Here is a 21,957-nt window from a genome sequence, read left to right as displayed (position 1 = left end):
GTGCGGGGGAAGTTCAAGGGGATCTGCCCGGCGGCCCACAGGGGGGCCGGCGTCGGGACAGGGTGCAACGGTCCGCAGCGGCGGATCATTCCGCCAGACTGCCGGGCCTGTGGTGCTCGGCCGTGCCGGGGGTGTAACCGGCCGGGCCTGGGAATCATTCCGCCAGGCCGTCGGGCCTGTGGTGCTCGGCTGTGCCGGGGGGTGTAACCGGCCGGGCCCGGGGATCATTCCGCCAGGCCGTCGGGCCTGTGGTACTCGGCCGTGCCGGGGGATGTAACCGGGGGGTAACCCGGGGCGGTCAGGCCGGTGTTCCCAGCGACCGCCCGCACACCAGCGACCGAAGTCGCGGTGGCATGCCGGGCCTGTAGGGAGATCTGTGTAACGGAATATGTCGAATTTCCGTTAAGGCCGGTGGAGTCCGGCTAGCACAGATAGGACCGAGTGGATGAGTTATCCGACTGTCGCGTGAACGCCTCCACCGATCTCGACACTCTGGCGGACTTCTTCGACCGGTACGGCGTGGCGCTGATCTCCGGTGACCTGCCGGCCATCGCCGGCTGTTACGCGCTGCCCGGGTTGGTGGTGGCGGACACCTACAGCTTCTCGTTCACGACGCCGGCGGCGGTGGCGCTGTCCTTCGTGGGCGCCGCGCCGGACTACCAGGATCGGGAGTTGGTCGCGGCGCACGCCCGGATCGATGACGTCCAGCCGATGTCCGCACTGCTGACGATGGTGGCGGTGGAGTGGGAGTTTCTGGACAGTCAGGGGCGTGCGGTGCCGGGGGAGCGGTACCGCTATCTGCTGCGTACCGCCGATGCGGAGCCGGTCATCTGCACGGTCGTCCGGACGGTCTGATCGGTCGGGGTCGTCCGGGCGGCCGGGCCGTTGGCTGTGTCGGGTGGGCCGATCGGCCCGATCCGTCGGTGCTGGCTAGGCTGGCGCGTCGGTGGGGACGAGGGGAGACCTGATGGCGGTGCGGCCGGACGGTGCGGCAGACGTGCGGGCGGCTCGCATGTTGGCGTCGGTGCCGTGGGTTGTGGTGCTGCTCGGCGTGTGCGTGCTGGTGGTGCTGTTGGTGGTCGCGTTGCTGTCGTTCCGTACCAGGGAGAGAGATGGCGGGCCGCGGGCCGCGCCGCCGGTGTTCCTGCCGACGGTGCCGGCGGCCGTGTCGCCGACGGGTGGGCCGACGCCGGCGGGGGTGGAGCGGCGGACGGCGTCGCCTGGGCCGTCGCGGAGCAGCCGGTCGCCGTCGCCTCGGGTCACCACGGCCTCGCCGTCACCGGGGCGGTCGAGTGCCCCGGCGGTGGCGCCGTCGTCGGCGGAGGCGGTGACGGCCCGGTACCAGGTCGGCACGGATGGCTGGGACGGGACCGCGGCGGTGCTGTCGATCACGAACGAGACGAGCCAGTCGGTGGACTGGCGGGTCGAGTTGGCGTACGACGACGACATGTGGGCTGTGCGGGCGAGCGACGACTCGGGGGTTTCGGTGTGGGGGCGGGGTGACGGCGAGTTCGTGGTGCGGGGCACCCGTTCGTTGAGCCCGGGCGACACCCGGACCGTCCGGTTGCGGCTCGGCTGGGGTGAGTCCGGGGCCACGCCGTTGCGGTGCACGGTGAACGGGGTCGACTGCCGCCTCGGCTGACTGCCCGGGCGCGCGAGGCGCTTCCGGGCCTGGCCGTCGGTCGCTACGCTGCCCGGACGGCCCGCTGAGGGAGGTACATGTCCGGCATGCGTCGTGCCCCGCGACCGTCTCATGGCCCGGTCGCCATCGCGTCGTCGCCGTGGGTTGTGGTGCTGGCCGGTGTCGTCGTGATGGTGGTGCTGCTCATCGTCGCCCTGGGCGCGTACCGGGGGCGCAGCCCGGCACCGGACGCGGGGTCGCCTCCGCCGGCGTTGCCGTTGCCGCAGGTGCCGCCGGACCCGTCGGGTGATCCGACGCCGACGTCGGCGGGTTCGTCGGCTGCACCGTTGGTGCCGGGGTTGTCCCCGCGTGCGAGTGGTCTGCCGTCGAGCGGTCCGGCCGTGTCGCCGACACCGATGGCCGGCCCGACGGTGACGGCGACGCGCACGCCCACCCGGGTTCCGGCGGGGCCGCCGGCGGTCACTGGTCGGTACCGGGTGGTGCAGAGCTTCGACGGTGGGTTCATCGGTGAGGTGCTGGTCGTCAACGCGTCCGGTGGGCCTCGGGGGTGGACGGTGCGGTTGGAGTTCTCCGGTGGGCGGTTGGTGACGGCCTGGGTGGAGGGCGCGCCACAGGGGACGCTGCGGCAGTTCGGCGGGGGTTTCACGTACGCCAGTGGGGTTGACGTCCCGCCCGGCGGGTCGGCGCCGTTGCGGTTCCACCTGGAGCGGGCGTCCACGACGCCGCGGGGATGCACGGTCGACGGGGTGCGCTGTAGCGGGTTCTGACCTGGACGGTCGCGGTGCCTCTGCAAGGATGCTGCTTTGTTGCGACCATGTTTGCAAGGTATTGCAGAATGTTTCGGCAAGGGTTAGCGTGCGGCCAATCCACCAGAGGAAGGCGTCGATGAAACCCCCGCCGATACCGCGCACCGCCCTGCTGGCTCTCGTCTCCCTGCTCACCGTCACCCTCGTCGGCGCCCCGGTCGCCGTGCGCCAGCTCGGCGCCACCGACGACTCCCGTCCGTCCGGCGTCGACCCCCTCGCCGCCGCCGGTGCCGCCCAGTGGGGTGTCGAACCGGCCGCCGACGCGCTGTTGAAGGCGGGCGACACGTCCGCACGCGCCGAGCAGTTCTACTTCGTCCTGCCGGACCGGTTCGCCAACGGCGACCGCCGCAACGACTCCGGTGGCCTTGCCGGCGACCGCCTGCGCACCGGGCTCGACCCGACCGACAAGGGCTTCTACCACGGCGGCGACCTCAAGGGCGTCATCGACAAGCTCGACTACATCCAGGGCCTGGGCACCACCGCCATCTGGCTGGCCCCGATCTTCAAGAACCGGCCGGTGCAGGGTGCCGGCACCGACATCTCGGCCGGCTACCACGGCTACTGGATCACCGACTTCACGCAGGTGGACCCGCACTTCGGCACGAACGAGGAGATGAAGCGGCTGGTCACGCTCGCCCACCAGCGCGGCATCAAGATCTACCTCGACGTGATCGTCAACCACACGGCCGACGTCATCACGTACGCCGAGGACTCCTACGCGTACGTCGACAAGGCGACCTCGCCGTACACCGACGCGCGGGGGCGGGCCTTCGAGGACCGCAACTACGCCGACGGCAGCCGCGCGTTCCCGCCGGTCGACCAGACGTCCTTCCCGTACACGCCGACGTTCGCCGAGCCGCAGGACGCGACCGTGAAGGTGCCGGCCTGGCTCAACGACGCCACCATGTACCACAACCGGGGCGACTCCACCTTCGCCGGCGAGAACAGCGAGTACGGCGACTTCTTCGGTCTCGACGACCTGTGGACCGAGCGTCCCGAGGTGGTGCGGGGGCTGACCAAGGCGTACGGGGACTGGATCGGCGCGACCGGGGTCGACGGGTTCCGGCTGGACACCGTCAAGCACGTCAACATGGACTTCTGGCCGCAGTTCAGCGCGGGCATCGAGCGGGCCGCCGAGAAGGCCGGCAAGAAGGACTTCTTCATGTTCGGCGAGGTGTACAGCGCCGACCCGGAGATCAGCTCCAGCTACGTCCGGCAGGGTGGCCTGCCGGCCACCCTCGACTTCGCCTTCCAGGAGGCCGCGCGGGGCTTCACCGCCGGCGCCGGTTCGGCGAAGGCACTCGCCGAGGTGTACGCCCGCGACGACCTGTACGCCGCGCGGGACACCGACGCCGGCCGGCTGACCACCTTCCTCGGCAACCACGACATGGGGCGGATCGGTTCGTTCATCGCCGGTGGCGGTACCGACCCGGGCAGCCATCTGCGCCGCGACCAGCTCGCCCACCAGCTGATGTTCCTCACCCGTGGCCAGCCGGTGGTCTACTCCGGCGACGAGCAGGGCTTCACCGGCCCCGGCGGGGACAAGGACGCCCGGCAGGACATGTTCGCATCGTCGGTCCCCGACTACCTCGACGACGACCTGCTCGGCACCGAGCGCACCCACGCCAGCGACCAGTTCGACACGGCCCACCCGCTGTACCGGACCATCGCCGAGCTGGGTCGGCTGCGCCAGGCGCACCCGGCGCTGCGCGACGGCGTGCAGGTGACCCGGTACGCCGCCGACGGCCCGGGTGTCTTCGCCGCCTCCCGAATCGCTCCCGCCGACCGCACCGAGTACGTGGTGGCGGTGAACAACGCCGACACCGCGCAGACTGTCACCGTGGACACCTGGTCGGCCGGCGCCACCTTCTCCGGCATCTACGGCGGCTCGGGCACTGTGTCAGCCAGCGGCGACGGCACGCTGACCCTCACCGTCGCGCCGCTGTCGGCGGCGGTGTACCGGGCCGGCACCCCCATCGCGCAGGCGGCCGGCAGGCCGAGCGTCACCCTCACCACTCCGGCTCCGGACGCGCCGGTCGCCACCCGGGCGGCCGTCACCGCCCAGGTCACCGGCGACCCCCTCGCGACCGTCACCGTCGCCGCCCGGGTCGCCGGCGGGAGGTGGACGCTGCTGGGCAGCGCCGACCACGCGCCGTACACCGTGCAGCACGACCTCACCGGCCTGGCCGGCGGCACCCGGATCGAGTACAAGGCGGTGGTCCGCGACGGCCGGGGCCGCACCGCGACGGCCCGGTCCACCGCCGTCGTGGGCACGCCCGAGCAGGGCGGATCCCGCGAGTGGGCGGTGGTGCACTACCAGCGCCCCGCCGGCGGGTACGACGACTGGGGGTTGTACGCCTGGGGTGACATCGACCCGGCGTACGTCACCGAGTGGCCGAAGGGGCAGCCGTTTACTGGGGAGGACTCGTACGGCCGGTTCGCGTGGGTGAAGCTCAAGCCGGGCGCGAAGTCGGTGGGCTTCCTGGTGGTCGACAAGGCTGGCACGAAGGACGTCGCCTCCGACCGCAGCATCGACGTCACCCAGACCGGCGAGATCTGGCTCAAGCAGGGCGACCCGGCGATCTACCCGAGCAGGCAGGCGGCCGCCGGTGAGCCGGCCCCGCCGGTCGAGGAGGGCACCGCGGTCATCCACTACCGGCGGGCCGACGGCACCTACGACGGCTGGGGTCTGCACCTGTGGGACGGCGCGGCCAACCCGACCGAGTGGTCCGCGCCGCTGCGGCCGACGTCCGTCGACGCGTTCGGCGCGGTGTTCCGGGTGCCGTTGGCGGCCGGGGCCACCGGGCTGAACTACATCATCCACCAGGGCGACACCAAGGACCTGCCCGACGACCAGCGGCTCGACGTCGCCAGCGTGGGCCGGGAGGTGTGGCTGCTCGCCGCCACCCCGGGCCGCCTGCTGCCGTCGACCGCGACCAGCGCCGGCGGTGACACCGACATCAGCAAGCAGAAGGCACACTGGATCGACCGGTCCACCGTCGCGTGGCAGACCGGCCCGACCGACGGCAAGGTGTACGCGCTGGTCGCCGCCCCGACCGGCGGCGTCAGCGTCGTCGACGGGGAGCTGACCGGGACGTACACCAGTCTGCCGTTGCGGGCGCAGCGCAACGGGCTCACCGAGGCCCAGCGCACCGCGTTCCCGCATCTGTGGTCGTACCGCAGCTTCACGCTGGACCGCGGCGACCTGGCGAAGGTCCCGGCGGCCCTGCGTGGGCAGGTGCTCGTCACCGAACGCGACGCCGAGGGCGCCCTGCTCGCCGCGACCGGCGTGCAGATCCCCGGCGTGCTCGACGACGTCTACTCGCGGGCCACCGACGCGACGCTCGGGCCGACGTTCGCCGGTCGTACGCCGAGCCTCGCGCTGTGGGCGCCGACCGCCCGGACGGTGGCGCTGCAGGTGTTCGACTCGCCCGCCGCCGCGCCGAGTACGGTGCCGATGCGCCGCGACGACCGCACCGGCGTCTGGTCGGTGCGCGGCAACCACACCTGGATCGGGAAGTACTACCGCTACCAGGTGCAGGCGTGGCAGCCGGCGGCGCAGAAAATGGTGACCGCCTCGGTGACCGACCCGTACTCGGTGGCTCTCGCCGCGGACTCCACGCACAGCCAGCTGGTCGATCTGAACGACCCGGCGCTCGCTCCGGCCGGGTGGCGGACGCTGCGCAAGCCGGCCGCGGTGCCGGCGGCGAAGGCGCAGGTCTCCGAGCTGTCGGTGCGCGACTTCTCCATCGCCGACGACAGCGTGCCGGCCGAGCGGCGGGGAACGTTCCTCGCGTTCAGCGACCCGAAGAGCGCCGGCATGACCCACCTGCGGGCGCTCGGCGACGCCGGTGTCACCCACCTGCACCTGCTGCCGGCGTTCGACTTCGCCACCATCCCCGAGAAGCGGGCCGACCAGCGCCAGCCGGCCTGCGACCTGGCGGCGCTCCCGCCGGACTCCGCCGAGCAGCAGGCGTGCGTCGCGGCGGTCGCCGAGACCGACGGCTACAACTGGGGGTACGACCCGCTGCACTACACCGTGCCCGAGGGCGGCTACGCCGTCGACCCGGCCGGTGCGGCGCGGACCACCGAGTTCCGGCGGATGGTCGCCGGAGTGAACGGCGCCGGCCTGCGGGTCGTCATGGACGTGGTCTACAACCACACGTCGGCCGCCGGCACCGACGACACGTCGGTGCTGGACCAGATCGTGCCCGGCTACTACCAGCGGCTGCTCGACGACGGCACGGTGGCCAACTCCACCTGCTGCGCCAACACCGCACCCGAGCACGCCATGATGGGCAAGCTGGTGGTCGACTCGCTGGTCACCTGGGCGCGGCAGTACAAGGTGGACGGTTTCCGGTTCGACCTGATGGGTCACCACCCGAAGGCGAGCATCCTGGCCGTGCGCACGGCACTGGACAAGCTGACCGTCGCCCGGGACGGCGTGGACGGCAAGGCGATCATGTTGTACGGCGAGGGCTGGAACTTCGGCGAGGTCGCCAACGACGCCCGGTTCGTGCAGGCCACCCAGGCCAACATGGCCGGCACCGGCATCGGGACCTTCAACGACCGGCTGCGCGACGCGGTACGCGGCGGCGGGCCGTTCGACGCCAACCCGCGGGTGCAGGGCTTCGCGTCCGGGCTGTACACCGACCCGAACGGCGACGCGGTCAACGGGTCACCGGCCGAGCAGAAGGCCCGCCTGCTGCACGCCCACGACCTGATCAAGGTGGGGCTCACCGGCAACCTGCGCGGATACCGGTTCACCGACACCGCCGGACGGCAGGTCACCGGCGCGCAGGTCGACTACAACGGCTCGCCGGCCGGGTACACCGCCGCACCGGGGGAGGCCGTCACCTACGTCGACGCGCACGACAACGAGATCCTGTACGACGCGTTGGCGTACAAGCTGCCGCAGGGCACCTCGGCGACCGACCGTGCACGGATGCAGGTGCTGGCGTTGGGCACGGTGGTGCTGGGGCAGGGCACCGGGTTCGTCACCGCCGGCACCGAACGGCTGCGGTCGAAGTCGCTGGACCGCAACTCGTTCAACTCCGGTGACTGGTTCAACCAGATCCGCTGGAACTGCCAGCAGGGCAACGGGTTCGGCGCCGGTCTGCCGCCCGCGCAGGACAACGAGGACAAGTGGCCGTACGCGCGACCGTTGCTGGCCGACCCGGCGCTGGTGCCGGACTGCGCGGCGATCACCACCACCGACGCCCGGTACGCCGAGCTGCTGCGCGTCCGGGCGTCGTCACCGGTGTTCGGGTTGGCCACCGCGCAGCAGGTGCAGCAACGGGTGGCGTTCCCGCTGTCCGGGGCGCAGGAGACGCCGGGTGTGCTGACCATGACCCTGGACGCCCGCGGGCTGGGTGGGTCGTGGAAGTCGCTGACGGTGGTCTTCAACGGCACCCCGGCGGCGGCGACGCAGACGCTGACCGGTCTGCGCGGCGCGGACGTGGCACTGCACCCGGTGCTGGCGAACTCGGCCGACCCGGTGCTGCGGACCGCCTCGTTCGACTCGTCGGCGGGCACGTTCACGGTGCCGGCGCGCAGCGTGGCGGTGTTCGTCCAGAAGTGACGACACGACCGGCCCCCTTCCGCGAGACGCGGAAGGGGGCCGGTTTGTTGTGTCAGCGTCGTACCGCCGTCACTCCTGCGGGATCAGCCGAAGCAGTTCTCGATGGTCCCGCCCGGGATGGCCAGGCAGTTCGTCGGACGGTTCGCGGTGACCGCGGACTTGTCGTCCAGGTTCACCTCGCCGAAGAACGTGAAGACACCGCCCGGAGCGAAGGTGGAGAAGTTGTGGGCGACCTTCGTCTTCGACAGGTTGACCTGGCCGAAGATGTTGAAGATGCCGCCGCCGACCCCGATCGGGCCGATGGCCCGGTTGCCGACGACCTCGCTGTCGCGCAGCGTGGTGACGCTGCCGGCGTTGAAGAGCCCGCCGCCGAAGAAGCCGGCGGTGTTGTCCTTGATGCTGCTCTTCTCGAACGTGACCGCGCTGTCGAAGGCGATGGCCACACCACCACCGACACCGGCGGTGCTGTTCTTCTCGACCGTGACGTTGTGCAGGTTGAGCTGGCTGTCCGCCGCGGCCAGGCCACCGCCGGCGAGGACCGCGGTGTTCGAGACGAACTTGGTCTCGTACGCCGTGGTGTTGCCCTCGATGTCGAGCAGGCCGCCGCCGAAGCCCAGCGTCTCGTTGTCGCTGATCTCGGCCTTCTTCAACTCGACGGTCCCGCCGTCGACGTCGTCGGTGAAGATCTCCGCGGCGCCGTTGGAGATGCCGCCACCACCGATGACGGCGGTGTTGTCGGTGATCTTCGACTCGTCGACCTTGAGCACGCCGGCGTTGAAGACGCCACCACCGAAGAAGAAGGCGGTGTTACGGGTGACGGTGCTGTGCCAGATCTTCGTGGTGCCGAAGTTGGCCACACCACCGCCGTTTCCGCCGGACTGGTTGAGGACGACCTCGGACTCCACGATCTCGGCGGTGCCGCCCGGCTGGACCAGGATGCCGGCACCGTCGTTGTCGTCCGGCTGCTCGACGAGCGGCGTGACGACGCCCGGCGTGGCCTTCGGCGTGACCTTCGGCGCGGCCTTCAGGCCCGCCTTCGGGTTGGCCTGGCGGGTGCTGAGCGCCTGGGCCAGCGGGACGCCGGCCTTCACCTGCGCGGCGATCGCCTCGGAGTCCGAGTAGGCCGACCAGACGGCAGCCGGCTCGACGGCGTCGAACAGCTCGATGGTCTGGCCACCCTTGATGGTCAGGCCCTTCACGGTGAGGTGCCCACCGCTGCCGACGTTGAGGATGCGGAAGTAGTCCGCGGTGGCTTCCCGGGAGATCGTCGTGTGCTCACCCTTGAGGGTGATGTTCTCGGTGATCACCGGCAGGCCGTTGCCCTCGAAGTCGTTGCGGGTCAGGTTGTAGGTGCAGCCCTTGGCCAGCTCCAGCACACCGCCGTGCTTGTTGTTGGCGAACACGATCGCCTGGATCAGCTTGTCGGTGTCGCAGGGCACCTCCTTCCCGCGCTCGTGGTCCTTGTCCCGGTCCTTGTCCTTGTCTTTGTCCTTGTCCCAGTTGCGGCCCTCGTCACCGCCCTGGTCGCCATCCATGCTCACCTGGGCGGTGTTCCAGTTCAGGCCGACCGCTCCGGCGCTGCCCGCGACGCCCACCGCCGCGAGACTGACCACGCCCGTCAAACCGGCCACGCCGCTGGCGAGCCAGAGCTTGCGGCGGCGCTTGGCCGTCGCCCGCCCGGAGGCTTCGTTGTTCGTTAGGTAGTTGGACATCGGAGCTCTCTGCCCTCTCCTCGTACCAGACAGGGTCGCCGCCCTCAGGCGGGCGTCCCCTGCTACAAATCGGTTGTAGCTCCCAAAACCAACGTATGAGAATGTTCCTCGCCTCGCGGGCTTATCCGAAAGAACCCCACATTAGGTTCGTGTCCGCCCCTGGACGGCCCGGAGGCCCCGCGCGGGCACACCCCCGCCCAAGCCGGGCCGCACGCCGCTGAGCTGCCCAAATGGGTACGCCCCTCCGCGCCGTCACCGGCCCGGAGGGGCGCACCCTCTTTATGTGGTTCAGCCCCACCCCGATCAGGCGAAGCAGTCCGAAACGTTGAAGCAGTTGGTCGGGCGGTTGGCGGTGACCGAGGACTCGTCGTCCAGCGTCACGGTGCCGCCGAGGCTGTTGAAGATGCCGCCCGGTTCGAGGGTGGAGAAGTTGTACGCCACCTTCGTCCGGTGGAGCGTGACCTCGCTCCCCTCGGTGTTGACGATGCCGCCGCCGCGGGCGAACGGACCGACGGCCCGGTTGCCCACCACCTCGCTGTCGCGCAGCGTCGTACGGCTGTCATCGTTGAGGAGGCCACCGCCGGAGGAGCCAGCGGTGTTGTCCTTGATCCTGCTGTTCTCGATCGTCGCAACGCTGTCGGACGTCACGAACACGCCGCCACCGTCGCGAGCGGCGCTGTTCTTGACCACCGTGGCGTCCTTGAGGGTGAGCTGGCTGTCGGCCACCGCGACGCCACCACCGTCGAGCACCGCGGTGTTGCCACTGACCGTCGTCTGGTGCAACGTCGTGGTGCCCTGGACGTCCAGGACGCCGCCGCCGAAGCCAAGCGTCTCGTTGTCGGTGATCTCGCTCTTGTAGACCCAGACCGCGCCGCCCTCGACGTCCTCGGTCAAGATCTCCGCCGCGCCGTTGGAGATGCCACCACCGCCGATGATCGCGGTGTTGTCCTTGATCTTCGACTCGTCGACCTGGAGTACGCCGGCGTTGAAGATGCCGCCGCCGAAGAGGAACGCGGTGTTGTGCGCGACCGTCGTCTTGCTGAGCCGGGTGCTGCCGAAGTTCGCCAGCCCGCCGCCGTTACCGCCGGACTGGTTGTAGAGCAACTCGCTGTCCAGGATCTCCGCCCGACCACCGGGCTGCACCAGCACCCCGGCACCGTCGGTGGACCCCGGCTCCTCGACCAGCGGGACCGCCGCCGGCCCGGCCGTCGCCGGCTTCGCCGGTGTGGCTGCCGCCGGCTTGGCTACCGCCTTCGCCGTGGTCTTGGCGGCCGTGGTCTTGGCGGCGGGCTTGGCGGCGGTCGCCGTTGCGGGCTTGGCAGTCGTGACTGGCCTCGCGGCGGTCGCCGTGGCTGCCGTGGCCTTGGCGGCGGGCTTGGCGGCCGTGGCCGTCGCAGGCTTGGCGGCGGTCGCCGCTGCGGGCTTGGCGGCCGTGGCCGGCGTTGGGGGCGTGACCCCCGGCGTGGCCGTCGTGGTCCGGACCGACGTCACATACGGTGCCCAGACCGCCGCCGGGTCCGCGGTCATCGCCTGCTCGATGGTCTGGCCGCCCTTGATGCTCAGACCCTTGACGACCAGGTCCCCGCCCGGGCCGACATTGAGGATGCGGAAGTAGTCGGCGGTGGCCTCACGACCGATGGTCGTGTGCTCCCCCTTGAGGGTGATCGGCTGAGTGATCACCGGGAGGCCGTTGCCGTCCTGGCTGCGGGTCAGGATGTACGTGCAACCCTTGGCCAGCTCCAGCACTCCGCCGTTGGAGTTGTTGGCGTACGTGATCGCCTGGATCAACTTGTCGCTGTCGCAGGGGACCTGCTTGGTGCGGTCCTTCTCGTCGCGCTTGTCGTCCTTGCCGCCCCGGTCGTCGAAGCCGCTCCAGTCGTCGCCGCTCCACTCGTCGCCCTTGCCGTCGCTCTCCTTGCCGCCCTCGTTCCCGCCGGCGTCGCTGACGTTCTGCCGGTTGGTCGACGGTTGGGCGTCGGACACCCGGTCGGAGCTGGGCTTGTCGTCGCGGGCGGCCAGGCCGCCGAGGGCCGCGAGGCCGACCACACCGGTCAGCCCGGCCACACCGGCGACCCAGAGCGCTCGTCGTCGTCGTGTCGGCGGAGCTGTCGAGGCTCCGCCGTCGGTAGTCGTTACGTCGTAGGACATCAGAGCCTTCCGCCCTTTCCTGCTACCAGACGGGGTCGCACCGCGCGAGGCGCCACGACCAGCTACAAATAGGTTGCAGCCTCCGATCCCCACCGTATGAGAACCATCTTCGCGATGCGGACTTATCTGAGAAAACCCCGCATTCAACTCAGGTTGGGGCAGGAGTCGGTGAACAGGTCGGGGATGGCGGTAAGGGCGTGAGCAGCGCAAACACCGACGGAAGCCGCAGCGGCGCCCGGCCGTCGCGGCCGGGGTGGGGCCGGGCCGGGGTCGGGTAAAGACGGCGCGGGCCGCGACGGTGAGACGTCGCGGCCCGGCGGTGCGGGGGGTGCCAGCGGTGCTGGCGTTGAGGTCAGCCGGGCAGGCGGGGGCCTGCCTCGCGCTGCTCGGCCAGCCAGGTCTCCACCTCGTCGGAGGTGCGCGGCAGGCCGGCCGACAGGTTCGCCGCACCGGTCGAGGTGACCAGCACGTCGTCCTCGATGCGGATGCCGATGCCGCGCAGTTCGGCGGGGACCAGCTCGTCCTCCGGCTGGAAGTACAGACCCGGCTCGACGGTGAGCACGTAGCCCTCGCCCAGCGTGCCGTCGCGGTACATCTCCTTGCGGGCGTTCGAGCAGTCGTGCACGTCGATGCCGAGCATGTGGCCGAAGCCGTGCAGCGTCCACCGCCGGTAGACGGTCGACTTCTCGTCCATCGCCTCGTCCACGCTCACGGGCAGCAGACCCAGCTCGGACAGACCCTCGGCGAGGACCCGCATGCAGGTCCGGTGGACGTCCTTGAACGTCACCCCGGGCCGGATGGCCTCAATGCCGGCCTGCTGCGAGGCGTACACGATGTCGTAGACCTGGCGTTGCAGCGCGGTGAACCGGCCGCTGACCGGCAGCACCCGGGTCACGTCGGCGGTGTAGAGGTTGCGGCCTTCGACGCCCATGTCCATGAGCAGCAGGTCACCCGGGCGGGTGGCGCCGTGGTTGTGCATCCAGTGCAGGATCGTGGCGTGCTCGCCGGCGCCGACGATCGAGCCGTACCCGACGTCGTTGCCGTCGTGGCGGGCCCGCAGCGCGAAGACACCCTCCAGCAGCCGCTCGGAGACCGCCCGGTCCGCCGGCAGGATCCGGGCGACGTCCTCGAAGCCGCGTACGGTGGCGTCGATCGCGTCCTGGAGTTGGGTGATCTCCCACTCGTCCTTGACCAGCTTCAGCTCCGAGATGGCGATCGCCAGCTCCCGGTCCCGGGCCGGCTGCCCCTCGACGCGGACCCCGTCGTACACCCGGACGGCCGCGTCGACCCGGCTGTCGAAGCCGCGCAGCACCCGGGTACGGCCCGGGGCCAGGTCGGCGAGCGTCGCCTCCAGGTCGGTCAGGTCGGCGGTGGGCAGCCCCAGCTCGGTCGACTTCTCGCTGAGCGTGTGCCGCCGGCCCACCCACAGCTCACCGTGGCGGCTGCGGAAGAACTCGTCGGTCTCGTGGGAGGATCGGGGCCGCATGTACAGCGTGGCGTCGTGCCCCGAGCCGTTCGGGCGCAGCACCAGCACGCTGTCGGGGTCGTGGTCGCCGGTCAGGTAGGCGAAGTCGCTGCCCGGCCGGAACGGGTAGGTGGTGTCGTTGGCCCGGACCTTCTCGGTGCCGGTGGGGATCACCAGCGTCTCGCCCGGGAAGGCCGCCGAGAGGGCGGCCCGCCGCTTGGCGTAGTTGGGCGCCTCGGCGCGGGGGGTCACCGGGAGGGCGGTGTCCCGCCAGCCCTGCCGCATGAAGGACAGGAATGCCCCCGGGAAGTCCGGATCGTGCGATTCCGTACCGTCCGTTGGCGTACCGTCGGTGCGTCCCTCGGTCATTGCGCCGCTCCCTCCGCTTCGTTGCTGGTCCCGACGGTACCGCGCGCCCGGTTCGCGGTGGCGCCGCCCGGGAGCGCTCCGGATCGACGGACGGCTGCGACGGGCCTGTGGCACGCGTGGGAAGATGACCACCATGTGCGGACTCCTGGCCTTCTTCAGCGCGAACGGCAACGCCGCCGCGCACCGCGACCACATCGCCGGAGCATTGGAATGCCTGCACCACCGCGGCCCTGACGAGACAGGGGTCGAGGTGGTCGGCGACGCCTCCGGCCGGTACGCGGACGGAGTGTTCGCCCACAAGCGGCTCGCCATCATCGACGTCGCGTCGAGCCACGAGCCGCTGCCCTACGCGAACGGCCGTTACCTGCTGACCTTCAACGGTGAGATTTACAACTACATCGAGCTGCGCGAGGAGTTGATCAGGGACTTCGGCGCCCAGTTCGCCACCGCCGGTGACGGTGAGGTGATCGTCGCCGGTTACCACTACTGGGGCGAGCAGGTGCTCACCCGGCTGCGCGGCATGTTCGCGTTCGTCATCTGGGACCGGCAGGAGCGGCGCGCGTTCGGTGCCCGCGACTACTTCGGCATCAAGCCGCTGCACTATCTGGAGACCGCCGACGGGCTCTACCTGGCGTCGGAGAAGAAGGCGCTGCTGCCGTTCGCGCACAGCAACTACCAGGGTGACGCGGGTATCGACGCGGCGAGCCTGAGCCACTACCTGACCCTGCAGTACGTGCCGGAGCCCGGCACCCTGCACAAGGGCATCAGCCGGATCGGCTCGGGGGAGTACCTGACCTGGACGCCGGGCGGGCGGATCGACGTACGCCGGTGGTATCGGCCGGTGTTCCGGCCGGCGCCGGTCGACGACGAGCAGAAGCTGTACCACGAGATCCGGGAGACGCTGCGGGAGAGCGTGCGCATGCACATGCGCTCCGACGTGCCGGTGGGCTCGTTCCTGTCCAGCGGCATCGACTCCACGGCGGTGGTCGCGCTGGCCCGGGAGTTCAACCCGAACATCCTCACCTTCACCGTCGGCTACGACGTACCGGGGTATTCGGAGATCGACGTCGCGCAGGATTCGGCCCGGCACCTGGACGTCACCACCATCCCCACCAAGATCGGTCCGCAGGACATGATCGACGCGCTGCCGAAGATCGTCTGGCATCTGGACGACCCGGTGGCCGACCCGGCGCTGGTGCCGCTGTACTTCGTGGCGAAGAAGGCCGCCGAGCACGTCACGGTGGTGCTCTCCGGTGAGGGCGCGGACGAGTTCTTCGGCGGCTACACGATCTACCGGGAGCCGCTGTCGCTCGGCACCGTCAACGGCCTGCCGGGTGGCGTGCAGAAGGGCCTGCGCGCGGTCTCCAAGGCGATCCCGCAGGGGGTCAAGGGCAAGAGCTTCCTGGAGCGCGGCACCACCCCGATCGAGGAGCGTTACTACGGCAACGCGCGGATGTTCACCGAGGAGGAGAAGCAGCACCTGCTGCGTCGCTACGACCCCTCGGTGCGCTACACCGACGTGACGGCCCCGATCTACGCCGAGTGCACCGAGCTGGACGACGTCACCAAGATGCAGTACGTCGACCTCTACACGTGGTTGCGCGGCGACATCCTGGTCAAGGCGGACCGGATCTCGATGTCGCACTCGCTGGAGGTGCGGGTGCCGTTCCTCGACCGCGAGGTGTTCGACGTGGCGGCGAAGATCCCGGTGGACCTGAAGCTGCCGCCGCGCTCCGACGCCACGAAGTACGCGATGCGGCAGGCGCTGCAGGGTGTCGTCCCGCCGGCCATCGTGAACCGCAAGAAGCTGGGCTTCCCGACGCCCACCCGGGTCTGGCTGCGCGGCGAGATGTACGAGTGGGCCCGGCACGTGCTGAGCACGTCGGGGGCCGGTGACCTGCTCGACCTGTCGTACGCGCTGCGGCTGCTCGACGAGCACAAGCGGGAGGAGGCCGACCACTCCCGCAAGGTGTGGACGGTGCTGATCTTCTGCATCTGGCACGCCATCTTCGTGGCGAAGACCCTCGACCCGGGCATCCAGCGCAACCAGTCCGCCCTGCTCACGAAGCCGGTGGTCGGCTCCATGGTCCGCTGACACTGACACCCCTGTTGATCAAGAGGTTTGCGTCATCCGGAGCCGTTCCGGCGACGCAAACCTCTTGATCATCTAGAGGGGTGTGCGGTTACCGGCGGGCGCAGGTGACCGTTGGGAGCGCGTTCGTTCCTGTGGTGCTGGCCAGGAAGCCGAACGTGGTGGTGCCCTCCGGTGCGACCGTGCCGTTGTACGAGACGTTCGTCGCGGTCACCGTTGAGCCGGACGACGTCTGTGTGGCGCCCCAGATCTGACTGATCGACTGTCCGCTGGGCCAGGTCCAGCTCGCGGTCCAGCCGGAGAACGGCGTACTGCCGTGGTTCATGATCATGACTTCGCCCTGGAAGCCGCCCTGCCAGGCGCTGACCACCTTGTAGACCGCCATGCAGTCGCCGTTGGGCGGCAGGGGCGTCGGCGTGGTCGGCGTCGGCGTCGGGTCGGTCGGCGTCGGCGTCGGGGTGGTCGGGGTCGGGGTGGGGGTGGGCGGCGTGCCACCCGGACCCACACCGGTCACCTGACCGTTGCCGCCGTCGAAGGTCACGTCGGAGCAGCCGAAGAAGTTCTCCTGCGAATCCGAGCGCACCCAGCGTGAGTAGATGATGTGCTGGCCGCTCTTGCCCGACGGCAGGTTGCCACTGAAGTAGTAGTGCCCCTCGTTGGTGCCGACGCCGCCGCGCTGCGGCGGGTTGGTCACCGTGAGGAACGGCTGCTCCTCCAGGTCACTCCAGGCCAACGCGCGGGTCGGGCTCCAGCTGTTCTTCGTCACGTAGAAGTAGAAGGTGCCCGGGTGGTGCGCCCAGTTGCTGTACCGGAAGTCCAGCCGCGCCCCGGCGGTCAGGTGCGTCAGTGGCCAGTCGGTGCGGGGAAGGTCGTAGCCCCGGTAGCCCGGGTTGCCACCACTGCACAGCTGCCCGTCCGGGATGAAGCCGGTGGTCCGGCCGCCGGCGTCGGAGCGCAGCACGCTGAACCAGTTGTAGAGGGAGTTCGCCCCGCTCTGACCCACGGCGGCGGAGCATGCGGGGTTGTTGGGGCGGATCTCGCCGGTCTGGCTCAGGCCGTCCTGCCAACACAGGTAGGTGCGGCTGCCGGGGGTCATCGCGGCGCCGTGCGCGGCGGCCGGCTGTGGGCTGGACGCCAGGGCGACGGCACCCAGGGCGAGGGTAACGGCCGCGGTGAGCAGCGCGGCCGTACGGGAACGGTTCACGGGGTCTCCTGACTCGCGAGGCGCGCCGCCCGGGCCGCCCCGCCGCAATCGGGTGGGATGTGGCGATCACGGCGACGTGCCCTGGCCGGAAACGGCCGGTGGACGCGCGCCGTCAACGGTCCTGTCACGGACCGGCGCCCTCGCGTCGAACAACCCGGCAACCGGCGGCGCGGCAGCCCTCGCACCGCCCGGTATGCGCCATCCCACCACGCCGCCGGACTCGATGCAATAGCCAACCCTCGATATAGGGGACGGGCCGTGCTGCCGCGTTGAGCGACATATCCTGCTCAGAGGGAGAAATATGCCGGAAAGGTGGCGACGCGTGCCGGACGTGTTCGACGAACTGCTGCGTCGCTGCCGCGCCGGCGAGCCGGTCGCCCTGGCCACCGTCGTGGCCACCTGGCGCTCCGCGCCGCAGCCGCCCGGCGCCGCCATGCTGGTCACCGCCGACGGTACGGTCACCGGCAGCGTCTCCGGCGGCTGCGTGGAAGCGGACCTGTACGAACGCGCCCGCCACGTCCTCGACACCGGCGTAGCGGAGCTGACCCGCTACGGAGTCAGCGACGACGACGCGTACGCCGTGGGTCTGACCTGCGGCGGGGTGCTCGACGTGTTCGTGGAACGGGTCGACCCCGGCCGCCTCGCGGAGGTGGACGCCCTCGACGCCGCGCGCCGTGCCGGCCGGCCGGCGGCGGTGGTCACCTGCGTGGCGGCCGACGCGGGCGACCCGTCGAGCGCGGTCCCCGTCGATCCGGCCCGGCGGCTCGGTCGGCGGCTGGTGCTGACCGGCGAGCAGGTCATCGGCTCCCTCGGCGACGACCGGCTCGACGACGCCGCCACCGCCGACGCTCTCGGGCTGCTCGCCGCCGGACACAGCGGCATGCTCCGGTACGGCTACCACGGCCAACGTCGGGGCACCGGCCTCAGCCTCTTCGTGACCGCGTACGCCACACCACCCCGGATGATCGTCTTCGGGGCGATCGACTTCGCCGCCGCGGTGGCCCGGATCGGCGCGTTCCTCGGCTACCGGGTCACCGTGTGTGACGCCCGGCCGGTCTTCGCCACCGCACGGCGCTTCCCGGAGGCGGACGAGGTCGTGGCGCAGTGGCCGCACCGCTACCTGCGCACGGAGCTGGACGCCGGCCGCGTCGACGGACGGACGGTGGTCTGCGTGCTCACCCACGACCCGAAGTTCGACGTGCCGCTGCTGGGGCTGGCGCTGCGCCACCGGCTCGCGTACGTCGGGGCGATGGGCTCGCGGCGCACCCACGACGAGCGGCACAAGTTGCTGCGCGAGTCCGGGCTCGACGAGGCGCAACTCGCCCGGCTCGCCTCCCCGATCGGGCTGGACCTCGGTGGGCGTACCCCGGAGGAGACCGCGGTGAGCGTGGCCGCGCAGATCGTCGCGGCCCGCTGGGGCGGGTCCGGTCGGCCGCTGGCCGCGCTCGCCGGCCCGATCCACCAGCCGGGTTGACCCGGCGCGCGCGCAGCGGCGCGTCCGCGGTGCCAGCCTGATCATGCGGTGGCCGTTGGGGATGACGAAAGGACCTCCGAATGGGATACGCGGTGGTGCTCGGCGAGGCGCTCGTCGACCTGCTCGACAGCGAGTGCGACGGCGAGCGGGTCTACCGGCAGGCCATCGGCGGTGGCCCGCTCAACGTCGCCGTCGGGGTGGCCCGACTCGGCGGCGCGGCACAGTTCGTCGGATCGCTGGGCGACGACGTGCTGGCCGGCCGGATCCGCGCCTTCCTGACCGCCGCCGACGTCGGGTTGGCCGGCGCGGTGACGGCACCGGCGTCGACCTCGCTCGCCGTGGTCACCCTCGCCGGCCCGGAACCCGACTTCCGCTTCTACGGCGAACCGCCCTCCTACGGTCTGCTCGGTCCCGACGACCTGCACCTGGCACTGGTGGAGGGCGCCGACGTGCTCTACTGCGGGTCGGTCGTGCTGCTGCAACCCGCCACCCTGGCCGCCGCCCGCCGAGCCTGGTCACTCGCCACCGGTCTGCGGGTCTTCGACCCGAACGTACGGCCCCGGCTGCTGGACGGCCCGGCCGCGCTGGCCGGGCTGCGCGAGGTGGTGGCCGAGTTCGCCGCCGGAGCGCACGTGGTCACGTTGAGCGGCGCCGACGCGCAACTGCTCTATCCGGGTGAGCCGGTCGAGGGGGTGGCCGCGTACCTGCGTGAGCTGGGGGCCACCACGGTCGTGGTGACACTCGGCGCGGCCGGCGCGGTGCTGGCCGCCGCCGATGCCGACCCGGTCCTCGTGCCGGCCCCCAAGGTCGACGCCGTCGACGCCACCGGAGCGGGTGACTCGGTGATGGCCGCGTTGATCGCCGACCTGCTCGTCGACGGCGAACCGGCCGCCCCGCACGGCTGGATCGAGAGGGTGGCGTTCGCGCTGCGGGTGGCCGGCCTGGTCTGCGAATCCCCGGGCGGCGCCACCGCCATGCCCACCCGCGCCGACGTCGAACGCCGCTTCGCGGCCTGACGGTCCCGGTCCCCCGCCGACTGGACGGGGGACGGGGGACTACGGGGTTCCGTTGAGCTCTTGGTAGCCGCGGTTCGCCGCCACCAGGGCGGCGCGGGCGCCGAAGGGGGCCTCGGCGGCCACCCGCTCGGGGGGCGCGCCGCCGGTGTTGGCGGCCCGGATCAGCCAGGCCAGCCGCGCCAGCTCGGCGTGCTGGGCGCGGACGAACTCGACGTCCACCGGGTCGCCGTGGCCCGGCACAACCAGCGTGCGCGCGGTGGTCAGCCGCAGCAGGTCCGTGACCGCGTCCGGCCACTGCAGGGGGTACGAGTCCTCGAAGGCGGGCGGGCCGCTCTGCTCCACCAGGTCCCCGGCGACCAGCACGTCCGCGTCGGGCACGTGCACCACCAGGTCGGCGTCGGTGTGCCCCCGCCCCGGGTGACGCAGCAGCACCCGCCGGCCACCCAGATCCAGCTCCGTCTCGGTCTGCACGATGTGCGTCGGCGCGAGCAGTGGCGTGTCGGCCAACTCGGCGGCCAGCGCCGGGTGCTCCTGACGCAGCTCCTCGTACGCCTGCCGGCGCAGCCGCTCCGGCTGCTCGCGCAGGGCCGCGGCGGCCAGGTGGTGCGCGTACACCGGGCGGGGCGGGTCGCCGGCCAGGACGGCGTTGCCGAAGCAGTGGTCGTAGTGGTGGTGGGTGTTGACGATGGTCAGCGGACGGTCGGTGACCGCCCGGACGGCGTCGGCCAGCGCGGTGGCCTGGGCCGCCGAGGACAGCGTGTCTACCAGCAGCGCCTCATCCGCGCCGACGACCAGCGTCACGTTGACCCGCAGCAGAGGCTCGGGCCGCACGTACACCCGGTCGGCGACCTCGACGAACCCGGCGGTCACGAGGACCGCCCGGCGCGCTCGACGAAGCGGTGCCGGTCCACCAGGATCCGGTCCACCCGCCCCCGGGCCACCGTCTGATCGCCGTCACTGACGGTGACCTCGAACGACAGCCGGCGACCGTCGACGGTCGCCAGCAGCGCCTGCGCCCGGACCGTCCGGCCGACCACCGTCGGCGCCAGGTGCTCCAGCTCGACGCGCGTCCCCACCGTGGTCGACCCGGGTGGCATGCCGACCGCCGTCGCCGCGACCGTGGCCGCCTCGGCCAGCGCGAGCACCCGGGGAGTGCCCAGCACCGGTACGTCCCCGGAACCGACCGCCTGGGCGGTGTCGGCGTCACTGACGGTCAACTCGACCTGGGCGGTCAGACCCGGCGCGAAGGCCGGCTCGGGCTGCTCCTGCATGGTCGTCAGCCTAGGTGCTCCCCGGACGCGTCGAGCACGCGCCCGCCGATCCGGGCGCACCCATCCCGACCCACCGACGGGTGGTCCCCGTCGGTCGATGCTGTACCCGTCGTTAACCTTGACCGCGATGGCCGTCGTGACTGACCCCCAGCCCCCCGCCCGGACCGACCCGCCCGCGTCGCCCGACGGGGGCCGTCGGCGCATCGTCGCCATGACGGTCTGGGCGGTCGCCTTCGTCGCCGCGTGGCTGGCGATCGGGCTGCCCACCGACCCCGCGTACGCGTTCGTCTGGATCTGGTTGGCGACGATCGCCTGGAACAGCGACCGGCCGTGGCGCAGCCACCTGCGCTTCGCCCGGGACTGGGTGCCGGTGGTGCTGCTGTTCGTCGTCTACAACCTCTCGCGGGGGTTCGCCGACAACGGCGCCACCCCGCACGCGATGGAGCTGATCGTCGCCGACCGGTTCATGTTCGGCTGGGCCACCGGCGGGGAGGTGCCCACCGTCTGGTTGCAGGAGCACCTGTACCGCCCGCAGGTGCACTGGTGGGACGTCGCGGCGAGCTGGGTGTACTTCTCGCACTTCGTGGTGGCGCTGACCGCCGCGGCGGTGCTCTGGCTGCGCGACCGGCACCGCTGGGCCGCGTACATGCGCCGCTGGGGGTTCCTGTGCGCCGCCGGCCTGGTCACCTACTTCGTCTACCCGGCCGCACCGCCCTGGTGGGCCGCCCAGAACGGCCTGCTCACCGAGGTCGCCCGGATCTCCACGCGGGGTTGGAAGGCGTTCGGCATGCACGGTGCCGGCAACGTCCTCAACGCCGGTCAGATCGCCTCGAACCCGGTCGCCGCGATGCCGTCGCTGCACACCGCGTGGGCGCTGTTCGTGGTGCTGTTCTTCCTGACCACCACCCGCCGCCGCTGGTGGCCGCTGCTGCTGGCGTACCCGCTGGCGATGACCTTCACCCTGGTCTACTCCGGTGAGCACTACGTGATCGACGTGCTGGTCGGCTGGGCGTACGTGGGAATCACCTACCTGGTGGTCGGCCTGGCCGAGCGCGGGTGGGCCGCCTGGCGGGCCCGCCACCCGAAACCCGGGACGCAACCGGTCGCGGAGACACCACCGACGCCCACCCCACAGCCGGCGGTCCCCGCCGACCACTGACCCGGCGCCCCGCTGGGC

At 71.4% G+C, this 21,957-nt stretch carries 15 protein-coding genes; 8 read left to right on the top strand and 7 right to left on the bottom strand.

What is annotated here, in order from left to right:
* The first annotated feature begins 465 nt into the window (after positions 1–465).
* The gene (locus tag AB0H52_RS17770; RefSeq protein ID WP_151491100.1) at positions 466–855 is read left to right on the top strand and encodes a hypothetical protein; all 390 of its coding nucleotides are present in this window, start codon (positions 466–468) and stop codon (positions 853–855) included.
* A 75-nt stretch (positions 856–930) separates the two neighbouring features.
* Here AB0H52_RS17770 and AB0H52_RS17765 read toward each other — a convergent pair whose 3' ends face one another.
* Positions 931–1,392: a hypothetical protein gene (locus AB0H52_RS17765; protein WP_192580358.1), complete on the bottom strand. Its 462-nt coding sequence runs from the start codon at positions 1,390–1,392 to the stop codon at positions 931–933.
* Here AB0H52_RS17765 and AB0H52_RS17760 point away from each other — a divergent pair.
* From AB0H52_RS17760 to pulA, 3 genes are all read left to right on the top strand, one after another.
* On the top strand, positions 1,379–1,642 hold the full coding sequence (locus tag AB0H52_RS17760) for a hypothetical protein (RefSeq protein ID WP_255473708.1): 264 nt from the start codon (positions 1,379–1,381) through the stop codon (positions 1,640–1,642). The two genes, AB0H52_RS17765 and AB0H52_RS17760, sit on opposite strands and share 14 nt — an antisense overlap.
* 77 nt (positions 1,643–1,719) lie before the next feature.
* Positions 1,720–2,409, top strand: a complete 690-nt coding sequence (locus AB0H52_RS17755) for a cellulose binding domain-containing protein (protein ID WP_357948568.1) — start codon at positions 1,720–1,722, stop codon at positions 2,407–2,409.
* 118 nt (positions 2,410–2,527) lie between these two features.
* Positions 2,528–8,029, top strand: a complete 5,502-nt coding sequence (pulA, locus tag AB0H52_RS17750; protein ID WP_357948565.1) for a pullulanase-type alpha-1,6-glucosidase — start codon at positions 2,528–2,530, stop codon at positions 8,027–8,029.
* An 83-nt stretch (positions 8,030–8,112) separates the two neighbouring features.
* Here pulA and AB0H52_RS17745 read toward each other — a convergent pair whose 3' ends face one another.
* The 3 genes from AB0H52_RS17745 to AB0H52_RS17735 all read right to left on the bottom strand — a co-directional run bounded on the left by AB0H52_RS17745 (position 8,113) and on the right by AB0H52_RS17735 (position 13,723).
* Positions 8,113–9,741 (bottom strand): hypothetical protein, encoded by a 1,629-nt coding sequence (locus AB0H52_RS17745; RefSeq protein WP_151491103.1) that lies wholly within the window; start codon positions 9,739–9,741, stop codon positions 8,113–8,115.
* A 303-nt stretch (positions 9,742–10,044) separates the two neighbouring features.
* Positions 10,045–11,889 carry a right-handed parallel beta-helix repeat-containing protein gene (locus AB0H52_RS17740; protein ID WP_357948562.1) on the bottom strand — a complete coding sequence of 615 codons (1,845 nt, stop codon included), beginning with the start codon at positions 11,887–11,889 and terminating at the stop codon, positions 10,045–10,047.
* Between the two features lie 352 nt (positions 11,890–12,241).
* A complete protein-coding gene (locus AB0H52_RS17735) occupies positions 12,242–13,723 on the bottom strand; it encodes an aminopeptidase P family protein (RefSeq protein WP_151491105.1) in 1,482 nt (493 codons plus the stop codon).
* 133 nt (positions 13,724–13,856) lie between these two features.
* Here AB0H52_RS17735 and asnB point away from each other — a divergent pair, with 133 nt between their 5' ends.
* Entirely contained in the window at positions 13,857–15,818 is a 1,962-nt protein-coding gene (gene asnB, locus AB0H52_RS17730) for an asparagine synthase (glutamine-hydrolyzing) (RefSeq protein WP_151491106.1), read from the top strand.
* 88 nt (positions 15,819–15,906) lie between these two features.
* On the opposite strand, the gene AB0H52_RS17725 is transcribed toward asnB, so the two are convergent.
* A complete protein-coding gene (locus AB0H52_RS17725) occupies positions 15,907–17,019 on the bottom strand; it encodes a lytic polysaccharide monooxygenase (protein ID WP_357948559.1) in 1,113 nt (370 codons plus the stop codon).
* A 322-nt stretch (positions 17,020–17,341) separates the two neighbouring features.
* On the opposite strand from AB0H52_RS17725, the gene AB0H52_RS17720 reads away from it, so the two are divergent.
* Both AB0H52_RS17720 and AB0H52_RS17715 read left to right on the top strand, forming a co-directional pair.
* Entirely contained in the window at positions 17,342–18,493 is a 1,152-nt protein-coding gene (locus AB0H52_RS17720; protein ID WP_151491108.1) for an XdhC family protein, read from the top strand.
* An 80-nt stretch (positions 18,494–18,573) separates the two neighbouring features.
* Positions 18,574–19,509, top strand: coding sequence for a PfkB family carbohydrate kinase (locus AB0H52_RS17715; RefSeq protein WP_151491109.1), 936 nt, complete (start codon positions 18,574–18,576; stop codon positions 19,507–19,509).
* A 39-nt stretch (positions 19,510–19,548) separates the two neighbouring features.
* Here the strand turns inward: AB0H52_RS17715 and AB0H52_RS17710 are convergent, their stop codons facing one another.
* Both AB0H52_RS17710 and AB0H52_RS17705 read right to left on the bottom strand, forming a co-directional pair.
* Positions 19,549–20,379 (bottom strand): MBL fold metallo-hydrolase, encoded by an 831-nt coding sequence (locus AB0H52_RS17710; RefSeq protein WP_151491110.1) that lies wholly within the window; start codon positions 20,377–20,379, stop codon positions 19,549–19,551.
* Positions 20,376–20,780 (bottom strand): hotdog domain-containing protein, encoded by a 405-nt coding sequence (locus AB0H52_RS17705; protein WP_151491111.1) that lies wholly within the window; start codon positions 20,778–20,780, stop codon positions 20,376–20,378. The genes AB0H52_RS17710 and AB0H52_RS17705 overlap by 4 nt, the downstream gene beginning before the upstream one ends.
* Before the next feature lie 127 nt (positions 20,781–20,907).
* On the opposite strand from AB0H52_RS17705, the gene AB0H52_RS17700 reads away from it, so the two are divergent.
* Entirely contained in the window at positions 20,908–21,939 is a 1,032-nt protein-coding gene (locus AB0H52_RS17700) for a phosphatase PAP2 family protein (RefSeq protein ID WP_357948555.1), read from the top strand.
* Positions 21,940–21,957: the final 18 nt, after the last annotated feature.

Source organism: Micromonospora sp. NPDC050695 (genome assembly GCF_040654415.1).
Classification (GTDB): Bacteria; Actinomycetota; Actinomycetes; order Mycobacteriales; family Micromonosporaceae; genus Micromonospora.
This window is presented reverse-complemented; position numbering and strand designations above follow the sequence as displayed.